Source organism: Clostridium saccharoperbutylacetonicum N1-4(HMT) (assembly GCF_000340885.1).
GTDB classification, from domain to species: Bacteria; Bacillota; Clostridia; order Clostridiales; family Clostridiaceae; genus Clostridium; species Clostridium saccharoperbutylacetonicum.
On record NC_020292.1, the window covers coordinates 124,127 to 136,188 of the forward strand.

The following is a 12,062-nucleotide window of genomic DNA, read 5'->3' on the forward strand; positions in this document are numbered from 1 at the left end:
TATGTAAACATATTCTATAGCCTAATGTATTCCAATTATTCAATCTAAATATTTGTTCTGCACATGTGGCAAAATGCAAACTTCTAAATCTTGCAAATGTTGCATAATCTGGAGCAGTCGCCTCCTCAAGTAAAAACATAAATTTAATATCTCTAAGACATGCTTTTTCAATGTCCCAATATGAATATAGTTTATTCATCTAACCCTAAATCATAATCTCCAGCATTTTTCTTGGCGATACTTGATTTTCTCTTACTAGAAAATAAGTCTAATATAAATCTTTTAAATCCATCTCCTCTACAAATTGACTTAGTAATCGCACTGAATCATTAGCTGGTATAATATAATTAATATTTAATGGAAGCTTTAATTGATAAAACTTCTGATTAATTGTATAATCTTTTTTCCACGAAAATGAGCCGCACACTAATTTAGTGCGACGGCCCCTTTTCAATTAGAAATATTATTATATTCTTTGTATCTTTTTATCAATTACTTACAATAATGTGATATATATATTGTTTATCCCAATCACAATAACGAGGGACAATTCGTATATCCCCTCCACCTACAGCTATTGCTTTAACTTCTTTTGAGTTTTCCCATTTCATGCAAGTTAGATTTGCTAGAATTCTTGGATTAGTTTTATAATCTTTTTCAACAAGTTTAATAACCTGTCCTAGCTTTACCTGTATGCTTGAACCATTAGGATAACTTGAGGTCAATATATCACCATTAGAATTAGTAGTATAAGTTATTACAATAGGAGCATTTCTGTTATTAGAACTTGCTTCACTATCGTTCTCTTTTTTCTTTGCCGGTGTCTCCACAATAATTCCGTCTTGATTTAAATAACATCCATCAATTGTTGTATTTACTGCCATTGTTCCATCATTATTCATGTAATACCATTTGTCACTATCCTTTATCCAACCTGTTCTAAGCTTTCCATCTGATCCTAAATAGTACCACTTACTTTTATCCTGAAGCCAGTTTAATTTCATTTTTCCTGAATCATCACAATAATACCAGGAACCATTATCTTGAACCCAGCCTGTTTGAACTTTATCATCTTTATAATAATACCAATCGCCATCTTTTTGATTCCATCCATTTTGTTTTGCTTGTTCTTTCTTAAGTTCATAATTTGCAGTAGCTTTACTTGGAGTACTATCGCTTGATGCATTTAATGCATATATAGCACCTCCTGCTCCGCATGCAATAACTACCACTGCACTTGTCACTCCTAAAATTAACACATTCTTACCCATCTTATTTTCCCCTTAGTTTTAATAGTTATAATTTCAACATAGTAATTATAACAAATTGCATTAATATTTAACAGTATTTATATAATTAGCAAATATATTCTTTCAATTCAAAAATCTATATTTATTATAAAGATATCAATGCTTAATATAAATGGTAATCTCCCATATAATTTTAAGTACAAAAAAAGTACAAATAATATAACATTTAAAGTTACATAATATGTTACTTTAAATGTTATATTGTTTGTATCATTAAACGTAACAAATATATTTATATAAATATTATAATTACTGCATATATATCAATATATACAACAAAAATAATGCCTAATTATTATAATAAAAAATCACTCATAAATTAACTAAACATCGAAGTAATTATCACATTATAAGTTTCAAGAGCAGCACTAAACGGGAGCGCTATTAGCTTATTATTTATATCCTCTGAATTTACCCCAAAAAGAATTGAATAATCTCCAACCTTCCTTAAATTCTTGGTAAAAGCTTCTCCTGGCTTTACACCATCTCTTATTATGGCTAGCTTTCCTGTTTTAGCCTCAGATCTTGTAACTGCGCTATCTATTGCTATAATTAAAGCATCTTTATATTCATTCCTTATTTTCTCTTCAATGCTTTCAACATTATAAGAATCAACTCTATCATTCATTGTCCCAAAACATAATATATCTTTTTCTGCAAGAAGAGAGCCAACCATAGGACCATAGCTATCCCAAACATGCTCTGGCGTTCCTATACATAAAAATATTTTTCTCTTTGGATTTATACATATTTCCGCTAAAACCTCAGCACTATTTTCATCTAATTTTCTAATAGTCAACTTTCATTTCCCCTCTTCTACAAATTTTGTATTTCATTATAGATATCCAAATTAATAATAAAACTTATAAATGTAATATACATACATCATTGAGAAATTATAATCACAACACTACACTAGAAATTAGATACATATTTGTGCAAGCGGCATATGAAATTAAGCTGTGATGGTTATTAGTGGAAGGTTGTTCCACTTTCTGCTTGTCATAAATTTACTTTAGGAACATCCAGAAATGGGTGCAACCTTCCACTTAGAACCCATCCAGCGAAAATTTCATTAGTCCGCTGTAATAAATATGTATCTGATTTCGGTAAGTTTTGAGAAGTACACTCTTAATTGGAACTTATATTGTTAAAAATATTGATCAAGGCTTTTTCATCTGCCAAGTCATCAAATCTTATTATGTAATCACAAAATTCCATCATATACTTTTCATTTGCTGCCCCAATTATGATTCCATGTATTATAAATTTTCTTTTTTTCTTTAAAGCCTCTAATTTTTTTCTAAATTCCATAGATAAAAATTTAACTGGTTCTCCATCTGTAATAAAAAGTATATCTGCCTTTTTAAATTTATGATTGGAGAGAGTTTCTAACGCTTTTTCTAACGGAGGCTCAAATTCTGTACCGCCACCATAAAAGGTCTCTGCAATTTCTATTATTTTTTTCAAATTATATTCATTCTTTTTTGAATCTATCACTTTGTTTACGGTGTTATCAAACAATACGCATCTATAAGCCCTTTTAGCTTTAGTCGCTATTTGAAACATTGAAATGGCTATAGCCTTTGCAAAATACTCTTTTTTCCCCTTCATAGACTCTGAATTATCTATACATGCTATAAGGGGACCGTTTATTTCATCTTCGCCATGCACTTCATATTGAAGAAGGGTTTTATTTAAATATTTTTTATAAAATTGATTTTCTAAGTCTTTATCTGCTAAAAGGAGTTTTTCACAGCTTAAAATTCTATTTATGCTGTTTCCAACTCCAACTCCTGAAATTGTAAGCCCATACTTTCCTGGATTTTTGTTAATATCCTCTATATAAGTTCTCATCTTGCCAAGTCTTTTTGAAATATGCTTAATAATACTGCTTTTAGTTAAAGCTTTTGCAAGTTCAAGTTTTTCTTCATAACTAACCTTTTGTAATTTTCCATTTTCATCTCCAGGAGCCTTAGGAAGAGTGACAAAACTTTTCATTAACCCCCAGTCTTTACTTAGCTTTTTTTGAACCTCTGCTAAAACATCCTTTAATGAGTCACTTATTTTCTTTATATCTACAATATCTGTCCCTTTTTTCTGTGCCTTTAAAATATTGCTATCAGCCTTATCTATTAATTTTTTCAAATTGCACGCTTGTCCCTTTAAATCATCATCCTCAGGATCATATATTAACTGCTGCTCGACTTCTATAAGCTGCTCCTGGCAGGCAATAGCTGTATTTATATTGTCCATCAAAAATTGATGTGCTTCTGACTGCTTAGCCAAATTTTCAAGGATTTCACGAGCTTTATCTAAAAACATGCTTAAGGCATAAGTTGAATTAAACAAATCACAAGCTGTATTTTTCCTAAGCTTATTAAAATTGTCGTTATCAATTAATCTTTTTAATATTTTATTTTCAAGCTTTAGAGAAACAGCTACATTTTCCTCATTATAAACTTTTGGTGCAACCTTATATAAAGCATTAAATAAATCTTCACTCAACTTCTCAAAAAATGGAGTTCTCTCGTTGTTTTCTTCTATGGTTTCCCTAAGTTTTTCTGCGTCCCTTAAGGCATCTTTAAATATTTCCTTATCTATATAATCCAATTTGACGGAGCTAAAATGAATTTTATCATCTATTACATCTAAAAACTCAACATTGGCTGAAAGCATAATAACAAATCCTCCCTTAGCTATAAATCAGCTTATTTATAGCACAATATCCTTTTTAATATTTTCTGCATACTCTTCCATATCGTTTAAGAGCTTCATAAAATCATTAAATTCCTTGCTATTATCTCTGCCTTCTTTTTTCATTGAACTAAGAATCCCATTTATGGTATTCACGCCATAATTAATATTCTTTATTATTTCAGTTACTGCCATAGTTTTATTGAACACATACTGATCAGAACCTTTGTTATCTTCTAAATCAAGAAGCTGCTTTTTATAAGCTTCAAAGGTCGCTTTTAAATTTCTCAATTTATTTTTATTTGGATTAGCTAATTTTTCTACCTCTTCTAAAATTGCTGCTAGATCTTCTTCATACGTCCATAAAGTATATTTTAATACCTCTAAATCTTGAATTTCAGCTTCGTCCCTGCCATCTAAAAGCGCCGCTGCCTGCACTATTTTTAAACTTTCATTTTTTCTTCTATCTGAAATTACAATATTTTTCCTAAGTAACGTATTTAAAAGTTTATTATATGTATTTAGCACTTTTATGCTAATTGTAATTTCCTTAACTTTCTCATTAATAACCATTAAATCCTTAATATTTATCTTACAAACAGGCATTTTCACTGTTTCATTTTCCTGTAATAAAGAGCTTTCTCTTCTTCTATCTAAATAATTCTTAAATAGAGTTATCCTATTTGAAGGTTCATTAATATAATCTATATTCCATCTTAGCAAAAACCTGTCATATAGAGCTATAAGGTTGTCCTCTTCATAATATTCATTACTGGCACCTATTAAAGATATTAATGGTACTTTTTGAATTTCTTCATTAAAAAATAATTTTTCATTCATAATAGTAAGTAAATTATTTAATACTGCACTATTAGCCTTAAAAATCTCATCCACAAAGCTTATATTTGCTTCAGGAAGTTTATTTTTAGTATTTACTTTATAAATATCATTTTTCATTGCATTAATACTTACAGGGCCAAAGATTTCACTAGGCTCTGTAGTCTTTCCCATAAGTATTCTAAAATAGCTACAATCCTCTATTCTATTTCTATACTCTTCTACTAAAGCAGATTTCCCTGTTCCTGCAGGTCCATGAAAAAATCCATTAGAGCCTGTTATAAATGCTAAGGTAAGCATTCTTATTTCATTTTCTCTTTCTATAAAGAGCTCATTTAATTCCTCTTCAATCTTTAAAATATCATTAATAGTGCCTTCTACAGCTTTCACTATCGACGTATTCACACGTTTTGAAACTTCACCTTTGGGATTAAACTTTTCTACTTTTTTCTTTCTTTTGTTAATATCTAATACATCAACCTTTGCTTCTTCATCAACTTTACTAAAATCAAACACTATTACCCATTTCCCCCTAAAATAAAAGGCTACGCCTTTACAGTTTACAATTTACAGTTTACAGTTATAAAAGACTACTTTTTCATTCCTTCATGAGCAGTCCCTAAAGAGTAAAATAAGCAGGGTCATTATGAAAATACCCTGCTCAGCTTAATTTAAAATCCTATTTCTTTATTAACAATATCTCTTTAGCATCAGTTAAGAAATCCATGAGCTTTTTTGATAAATCAGAAATCATTTCTTCTGAATTACTTTCATCAGATTTCACTACTTTCACCTTATTATCTAAATCCACATCTGCAGCTTTTATTTTTTTATTATGCTTTCTATCAAAGTCTTTAAGTTCATCCATTAATAAGTCGTACTTATCTATTGATGTATGTTTTGCAATATCAGCAGCTGTGAGTTTGCCTTCACTTAACATTTTATAGACCTGAGATATGTTATAAGTATGATTTTTTAGCTGCTTTAAAATATCTTCTTTTTCTAATTCCTTCTCATTTGGCTTTTCTTGATCCTCTACAAATGATACAGCATAGAAATTCATATTCTTGCAGTTTATATAATCTTTTAGCATTTCTTCAAGTTCTCTCATTCTCATTCTCCTAAAATTATAATTAAAATAATGACCTTTTACAATAATTACTATTGTTTTTCTTTATTTTCTGTTTCAACTTTTGAATTATCTTCTTTTTCAATATCTTGAATATTAGATACAAGCATTCTCCAAATTATATATTCTCCAGCTTGTGCAAGAGCCATCATCATTCTTCTTACAGAAAGATCTTCTTTATCATAATTTTCATCGACAATCTTACCATCTTTTATTAATGGAAGCATTGATGGAATTATCTTTTCTAATGCAATTTTTTGAGCTGCATCAATTTCTTTCTTAAAGAATTCTTCATTTTCACATAATGCTTGAGATATGTATACAAGCGCTTTTGACAAAGCTATATATCCTTGTCTTACAGTAAATTCATTATCAGCATCAAGTTCATCACTAATAACCTTTAAGATTTTCTCTAAAGCTGGAGCCATAATCTCATTATCCTTTTTTGAAATATCTTGTACCTCCTCAAATACTTTATCTTTTTTAATAGTTTTTGCATTTTTATTTTTCAATTTAATTCCTTCTTTCCTGGCAGGTAAAATCTCTGCCATATTTCTATATATAATTAATTAAAAATTAATTTTCTCCACATTTTTATTTTTAAAATATTCAATTATGGGTACTAACTGCATTGATATTATCTTGGTCCTTTCAGTTTCTGCATACATACTTTTCAACATTTTTTCCAACTTATAGGAACCATTTAAATTAACTATTAAATACTCAACACTTAAATGTGTTAATACAAAATATTCTATTTTATTTACATTAAGCTGTTTCTTCAATTCAATTGCAATATAGTTATCTCCTACTATTGCATAACCATCCTTTAATAAAGCTTCATAATATTTCCCAGATTTTTCAACAATTAAATTCAAGACATCCCTTTTAAAATCTCTCGTAGTTTTTCCTCCTTGCATACCTTATGATGTCAACAATTAATTTATAGTCTAAATCGACTTATTATTGCATTGCTATTCTCTTTATATATTACAGTTATTAATTTAAATTTGCTGCATGAACTTTTAAAAATCACTTAAAGTTCTTTATTATCTATATAATCTATCATATTCAAAAACTAATTCATCCCCTATTTTATCAATAGTCTTATACCATTTAGAATCGGCACTGTAGTATTTATTAACTTTACTTGTGCTCCCTCCACTATAATAACAAGCCCCAGGTGTTAAATAATAGGTTCTAAGCTGCCTTGCCAAATCAATTATACATTCATATTTTGAAGCATATACAGTTCCTTTTGATGAATTGAATTGAACATCCATACCTGTAATATTGTTATTCCCATTATTAGCTCTTAAGCTTTAATCCCATCCAGACTCAGCAGCTGCTATTGCAACTAGAGCAAAGGCATTTACCTTATACTGCCTTTCTGCATCAACAAAAGCATCTGAAAGCTTTAGTAAATTTGCATGATGTGAAGTATTAAGTACATTTGCCATCTCTTTATGGGTGATTCCACTTGGAATTCCTATATCATAGCTATTAAACCCAACCCGTACTCTACGCTCTTTTTCTTCCTGCTGCATTTCTACAACTTCAATTAAACTTTCATTTACTCTAATCAATGACATATCTGCTAAGTGATTATTGATTTTTTCCTTGGCTGCACATTTGTAATCAAAATTGCTGCTTCCACTACAGATTCCTAAATTTATTAAGAAAACAGAACATAAACATAGTGGTAATATTTTTGTTATTACCATTTAATTCCCCCTTCTAATATAGCCTAACTATTGCCATTTTTTCAATACCTTTTAAGTCGAAAACGACTTAAAACTGTTAATAATTTTTCTAATTTTAACAGCATAAATGCTTAGGATCAATTAAGTTCACTTCTGCATTGTATTTAGAAAACACAAGTTCTTTATTATAGATATCCTGCTTATTAGCAATATGCAAAGAATAACTGCCAGTTTGTATCTTCTCTACTGCTATATCCTGCATGACTATTCCACCAAACAATAACACTTCCTCAAGAAATTTAATTTTGTCATTATCCGTAAGGAACCCAAAAATATCCCCCATATTTTCCACATGAAATTTAAATAAAACATCTTTTCTTTTCAGGCTATATACAACGTAAAAGTTACATTTCTCAATTTTATTAGATTTTTTATAATATCTTTTGCTGCATTTAAAAACATAAAAATCTCCAACAGAAGCTTTAAATTCTAAATACATTAAAATATTACATGCTCGCTCTTTATTGCCAATATTAACCATCTCTTTCATGGTAATTCCCCCATAGTTAAAAGTAGTACAATACTATGTTACCACATTTTGGTCGTAATCGAAATAGACTCTTAACATTTTTTTGTAAAATTACTAAAAAGTTTTCTTTAGGGCTTATTTTTCTAGCTTCAAATGAAAAATTTATATATATAGTATAAATACTATATATATAAATTTTTTATTTGCCATATATTTTACACTTTTATTTCTTATATATGATTTTTAATAAATACTTTTGCTTTTTTATAATAACTAATTATACTTTAAGACCTTACTTAGTATATTTTTAAGTGACAGCTTAAGTAATATTTTATGTTACTATCTTTGTATTATTATTAGTTACTATTAATGTAACTCTTTATGTTATTAATAGAGTAAGTAAATAAATTACTTTTTGTGTTACTAAATGTGTTAGTTTTATTGTTACATTATAAGTTACTTATTTATAAGCATATTCTATATATATAAGTAGATTATGAGATTAGTGTTGTCAATAATTTATATAAATTTTTATATAAATTACTTATATATTATTGTTGAAATACTTCATATTTATTACAAATGTATTTAATGAATATAGAAAATATGTTGTAATGCATTTTCTACATCTATTATATATTTATATTAATTTGATTAGTTAAAATCTAATGTAATTAATGGAATACAAGATTGTTTAATATATGCTTATAATGTAAAATGTTTCTTAAAATGGAAAGTTAACCAAATAATAATCTAATTAATTTTATAAACACAAAATACTTAAATGGGACAAAATAAAATGAGTAAGGGAATAATAATTGGTGGAGCTTTGGCAATAGTTCTGGTTTCATCCTGTGCAGTAGGTGGTGCAGTTTTAGCTGCAAAAATGGAAAGTAATAACAATACTCTTGTTCAAAGCAATGTAAAAGTAACAGCAGAAGAAGTTAAAGAAGGCTGGATTAAAGAAAACGACAGCTGGCATTTTTATAAAAATAATGTTCTACAGGTAGACTGGGTTAAAGATAAGAATTCTTGGTATTATCTTGGCGATGATGGGAAAATGAGGACTGGATGGATAAAAAATAAGGATCAGTGGTATTATTTAAATACTGATGGAACCATGCCCACTAATACCACAGTAGACGGTTGTTACTTAAATAGCAATGGTTTAATAGAAGATACTCCAACAAAAGCAAAACAAAGCAATCAGGTTTCTGATGATAATAGTAATAATAACAGTAATATTACATATAAAACTTACACTAATAAACGCTTTCTCTTTTCCATTGATTATCCTAGTAATCTACAATTTATGGGTGGCGGTGCAGATTTTAAAAGTGCTGATGGTCGCCTTGAGTTAGGCGCAAGTGGAATGAACAATGCTATTTTTCAAACAGTAGAATATTATTATAATCAGTCTTTAGAATACGAAAAGGTAACTCCATCTTATTCGCATTTAGGAAAGAACTCTTATACTTTGTCTTGGGAAAAAGATGGAAAGATTACTTATGAATATTTTATATTAGGTAAAAAATCTTTTAATCGCTTTGGCTTTACATATCCAACTAGTGAAAAAGAGTATTATCAACCTGTAGTAGAACGGATGTATAATTCCTTTAAAACTCCTGGTCTTGATTCTTCTCATTAGAATAATAAAAAATTACTCTTCCTTAATACAGCTGTAAAAATAATTAACAGCCATATCAACAATAGTTGATACACAAATATTAATATCTGGATGTATACTCTTAAGTTCTGATAATTTTCGGACCGTTGATGATCTTAAGTTATAACATCTTTTGCTATCCGGAGCTTCACCATCAATTATGTGTGCAGCTCCATTTTCATTTTTTGTAAGGCCAATGCCACTTAAAAATTTTGTTTTGTGTATCTTTGAAAGTGGTATAATTCTCTCGTTGTTTCTTAAATTCTGAAATTGATTCTTTGAATCCCCATCTATTTTATCACAGCATAAATCCCCATTCTCAAAGTTAAAGCTTGCTAATTCATTTCCCTGTATATTATTATCAAAACCTATTATTTCTTTTTCTTCTTCATTAAAATCATTTTTAAATTCATCCTTGTCCATAGATCTATTAAGTTTCATTTCAAAAATCTCCTCTCAAAGTTAAAAATTCTAAGAATATACATTCTAAAGAATATATATTTTTATATTCTTACAATATACAGCTTAAAAATAACTAATAGTTCATGGTAATTTCTAATTTTATTTCCTCTAAAATAAAAAAATAAACTATATAATTTCTTACCTTAATCATATCTATTAGTTAAATAAACAATTTACAGGAGGAATTTATATGAATGATACTATAAAAATAGCTGATCTAGACTCAGAAGCCTTTGATAAAAAGCAAATTGCCCTTGCCATAAGAAATTCAACTTTCAATGATATCTTAACTTGCTCTCTTAAGGCTGAAAGCATAATTACAGCTTGTGAGCACTGTTCTCTTAAGGTTATTTGCGATGGAATAGATAAGCTTTCTGAAGAATACATTGCAAAAACTTCATCTGTCATAAAAAATTTTAGCTTTTAATACTAGTTTCTCAATTATTTCATAATCCATATAAATTCCCCATTATTTTGAAATTCTATACTATAGTAGTATTTTTTTAGAATAGCCTATAATATAGATATACATAACGTAAATATGATAAAAGAGAGATTAATTTACCTTAGAAATTAATCTCTCTTTAATACTTAACTGCTAAGCAGCAACATCATATTTAGTGATTTTTCTTTCAGTAAGCTTTGCACCACTTTTACTTATAAGTTCACCAGCATTTACTTCAAATATATTCTTTGAAATTATTGTATCCATTAAAGATACAGCCTGCTCCTTAGTAATATCAGGCTTAACTCCAGTTATACTTAAAGTACTTGTTGTACCTCCTGGAGTATTGAATGTTATAGCTAAGACATATTCCATAATAACTTTACCTCCTTTCTTTTTTAAATTGCTCTAAACTAATTGTTATCGATACTTGAAGTAACACTCAAAAAGGTATCTCTTGTTTTATCAGCCATTACACCTTTTATTGCTTGAGACACTTCATAAACAGCGGATGGATCTGCATCATTTTTTACATTTGCAAACATCTTAGTTTTGAAAATCGCATCTCCTGCTTTGTCCACACCTTTTTGAACTTCAATCCCAAGTGAAGTTGCTTTCTTTGTTAATGAAACTGCCATACATTTTACCCCCTTTCCTTTCTTCTTAATTAATAGATATACCTTTGTTCTGGAAATATATAGGTATTTAAAATATTTTTTGTAATTTAAATGTAATAATTTTACTTTGATTGGATTGGATTTTTTTATTAGAAAAAGTTATAATTAATTTGTATAATATATAAGAAGAAAAAAGATTAATAGTTATAGATAATTTATTTCAATATATATTAGAATTTTAATAAAATTTATGATAAAATTAATGATTGAAATTAAACTATAATTATTATAATAATCTATAATATAAATGTAATTTTGATATCATATAGTAAATTAAATATTAAAACATATAATGAATAATAATTTCAACTTATATAATTATTATTTATCAGTTTAAAAACTATATAAATGGTTAATAATAAGCATTCTATTTATATTTTAGTTACTGATTTTGTAACTTATTTCGTAACAAATTTACTTTGATTCTTGTATCAAATAATGTTACATAATATGTACATTTATCTGTTACACTTTATGTAAATATATTGTAACAAATATGGTGACAACAAAAAGTACATATCCATTATATTAAATCTTAATTCTACATTTATATACTTGTTACAAAGCATGTAACATAATGTATTAAAACTCACTATACTAAAAAAGT

Annotated in this window: 15 protein-coding genes and 1 pseudogene; 2 read left to right on the plus strand and 14 right to left on the minus strand. The window is 28.0% G+C overall.

Features of this window, described 5'->3' with window-relative positions:
- Nucleotides 1–49 precede the first annotated feature (49 nt).
- The 11 genes and pseudogenes from CSPA_RS29370 to CSPA_RS28915 form a co-directional block, all read right to left on the minus strand.
- Nucleotides 50–427 (minus strand): annotated as a pseudogene (locus CSPA_RS29370) (transposase); the annotation flags it as partial.
- Nucleotides 428–488: 61 nt separating this feature from the next.
- Nucleotides 489–1,271: a hypothetical protein gene (locus CSPA_RS28870; RefSeq protein ID WP_015395959.1), complete on the minus strand. Its 783-nt coding sequence runs from the start codon at nucleotides 1,269–1,271 to the stop codon at nucleotides 489–491.
- Between the two features lie 358 nt (nucleotides 1,272–1,629).
- Nucleotides 1,630–2,109 (minus strand): DUF1256 domain-containing protein, encoded by a 480-nt coding sequence (locus CSPA_RS28875; protein ID WP_015395960.1) that lies wholly within the window; start codon nucleotides 2,107–2,109, stop codon nucleotides 1,630–1,632.
- Between the two features lie 332 nt (nucleotides 2,110–2,441).
- Nucleotides 2,442–3,989 carry a VWA domain-containing protein gene (locus tag CSPA_RS28880; RefSeq protein ID WP_015395961.1) on the minus strand — a complete coding sequence of 516 codons (1,548 nt, stop codon included), beginning with the start codon at nucleotides 3,987–3,989 and terminating at the stop codon, nucleotides 2,442–2,444.
- A 36-nt stretch (nucleotides 3,990–4,025) separates the two neighbouring features.
- The gene (locus CSPA_RS28885; RefSeq protein ID WP_015395962.1) at nucleotides 4,026–5,360 is read right to left on the minus strand and encodes an AAA family ATPase; all 1,335 of its coding nucleotides are present in this window, start codon (nucleotides 5,358–5,360) and stop codon (nucleotides 4,026–4,028) included.
- Between the two features lie 163 nt (nucleotides 5,361–5,523).
- The gene (locus CSPA_RS28890; RefSeq protein WP_015395963.1) at nucleotides 5,524–5,955 is read right to left on the minus strand and encodes a hypothetical protein; all 432 of its coding nucleotides are present in this window, start codon (nucleotides 5,953–5,955) and stop codon (nucleotides 5,524–5,526) included.
- 50 nt (nucleotides 5,956–6,005) lie between these two features.
- The gene (locus CSPA_RS28895; RefSeq protein WP_015395964.1) at nucleotides 6,006–6,524 is read right to left on the minus strand and encodes a hypothetical protein; all 519 of its coding nucleotides are present in this window, start codon (nucleotides 6,522–6,524) and stop codon (nucleotides 6,006–6,008) included.
- A gap of 18 nt (nucleotides 6,525–6,542) precedes the next feature.
- Nucleotides 6,543–6,893, minus strand: a complete 351-nt coding sequence (locus tag CSPA_RS28900) for a hypothetical protein (RefSeq protein WP_015395965.1) — start codon at nucleotides 6,891–6,893, stop codon at nucleotides 6,543–6,545.
- 129 nt (nucleotides 6,894–7,022) lie between these two features.
- The gene (locus CSPA_RS28905) at nucleotides 7,023–7,256 is read right to left on the minus strand and encodes a hypothetical protein (RefSeq protein ID WP_015395966.1); all 234 of its coding nucleotides are present in this window, start codon (nucleotides 7,254–7,256) and stop codon (nucleotides 7,023–7,025) included.
- Between the two features lie 39 nt (nucleotides 7,257–7,295).
- Nucleotides 7,296–7,697, minus strand: coding sequence for a hypothetical protein (locus CSPA_RS28910; protein WP_015395967.1), 402 nt, complete (start codon nucleotides 7,695–7,697; stop codon nucleotides 7,296–7,298).
- A gap of 94 nt (nucleotides 7,698–7,791) precedes the next feature.
- Nucleotides 7,792–8,226 (minus strand): hypothetical protein, encoded by a 435-nt coding sequence (locus CSPA_RS28915; RefSeq protein WP_015395968.1) that lies wholly within the window; start codon nucleotides 8,224–8,226, stop codon nucleotides 7,792–7,794.
- A 778-nt stretch (nucleotides 8,227–9,004) separates the two neighbouring features.
- Between CSPA_RS28915 and CSPA_RS28920 the strand changes: the two genes are divergently transcribed.
- A complete protein-coding gene (locus tag CSPA_RS28920) occupies nucleotides 9,005–9,853 on the plus strand; it encodes a hypothetical protein (protein ID WP_015395969.1) in 849 nt (282 codons plus the stop codon).
- A gap of 12 nt (nucleotides 9,854–9,865) precedes the next feature.
- Here the strand turns inward: CSPA_RS28920 and CSPA_RS28925 are convergent, their stop codons facing one another.
- On the minus strand, nucleotides 9,866–10,312 hold the full coding sequence (locus tag CSPA_RS28925; protein ID WP_015395970.1) for a hypothetical protein: 447 nt from the start codon (nucleotides 10,310–10,312) through the stop codon (nucleotides 9,866–9,868).
- Between the two features lie 211 nt (nucleotides 10,313–10,523).
- Here CSPA_RS28925 and CSPA_RS28930 point away from each other — a divergent pair, with 211 nt between their 5' ends.
- Nucleotides 10,524–10,760: a hypothetical protein gene (locus CSPA_RS28930; protein WP_015395971.1), complete on the plus strand. Its 237-nt coding sequence runs from the start codon at nucleotides 10,524–10,526 to the stop codon at nucleotides 10,758–10,760.
- Nucleotides 10,761–10,931: 171 nt separating this feature from the next.
- Here CSPA_RS28930 and CSPA_RS28935 read toward each other — a convergent pair whose 3' ends face one another.
- Entirely contained in the window at nucleotides 10,932–11,153 is a 222-nt protein-coding gene (locus CSPA_RS28935; RefSeq protein ID WP_015395972.1) for a DUF2922 domain-containing protein, read from the minus strand.
- A 38-nt stretch (nucleotides 11,154–11,191) separates the two neighbouring features.
- The gene (locus CSPA_RS28940) at nucleotides 11,192–11,416 is read right to left on the minus strand and encodes a DUF1659 domain-containing protein (RefSeq protein ID WP_015395973.1); all 225 of its coding nucleotides are present in this window, start codon (nucleotides 11,414–11,416) and stop codon (nucleotides 11,192–11,194) included.
- Nucleotides 11,417–12,062 lie beyond the last annotated feature (646 nt).

Excerpts from the sequence above, each read along its gene's own strand:
- CSPA_RS28870 (WP_015395959.1), bottom strand. The coding sequence starts at position 1,271 with ATGGGTAAGAATGTGTTAATTTTAGGAGTGACAAGTGCAGTGGTAGTT.
- CSPA_RS28880 (WP_015395961.1), bottom strand. The coding sequence starts at position 3,989 with ATGCTTTCAGCCAATGTTGAGTTTTTAGATGTAATAGATGATAAAATT.
- CSPA_RS28890 (WP_015395963.1), bottom strand. The coding sequence starts at position 5,955 with ATGAGAGAACTTGAAGAAATGCTAAAAGATTATATAAACTGCAAGAAT.
- CSPA_RS28895 (WP_015395964.1), bottom strand. The coding sequence starts at position 6,524 with ATGGCAGAGATTTTACCTGCCAGGAAAGAAGGAATTAAATTGAAAAAT.
- CSPA_RS28900 (WP_015395965.1), bottom strand. The coding sequence starts at position 6,893 with ATGCAAGGAGGAAAAACTACGAGAGATTTTAAAAGGGATGTCTTGAAT.
- CSPA_RS28905 (WP_015395966.1), bottom strand. The coding sequence starts at position 7,256 with ATGGATGTTCAATTCAATTCATCAAAAGGAACTGTATATGCTTCAAAA.
- CSPA_RS28910 (WP_015395967.1), bottom strand. The coding sequence starts at position 7,697 with ATGGTAATAACAAAAATATTACCACTATGTTTATGTTCTGTTTTCTTA.
- CSPA_RS28915 (WP_015395968.1), bottom strand. The coding sequence starts at position 8,226 with ATGAAAGAGATGGTTAATATTGGCAATAAAGAGCGAGCATGTAATATT.
- CSPA_RS28920 (WP_015395969.1), top strand. The coding sequence starts at position 9,005 with ATGAGTAAGGGAATAATAATTGGTGGAGCTTTGGCAATAGTTCTGGTT.
- CSPA_RS28925 (WP_015395970.1), bottom strand. The coding sequence starts at position 10,312 with ATGAAACTTAATAGATCTATGGACAAGGATGAATTTAAAAATGATTTT.
- CSPA_RS28930 (WP_015395971.1), top strand. The coding sequence starts at position 10,524 with ATGAATGATACTATAAAAATAGCTGATCTAGACTCAGAAGCCTTTGAT.
- CSPA_RS28935 (WP_015395972.1), bottom strand. The coding sequence starts at position 11,153 with ATGGAATATGTCTTAGCTATAACATTCAATACTCCAGGAGGTACAACA.
- CSPA_RS28940 (WP_015395973.1), bottom strand. The coding sequence starts at position 11,416 with ATGGCAGTTTCATTAACAAAGAAAGCAACTTCACTTGGGATTGAAGTT.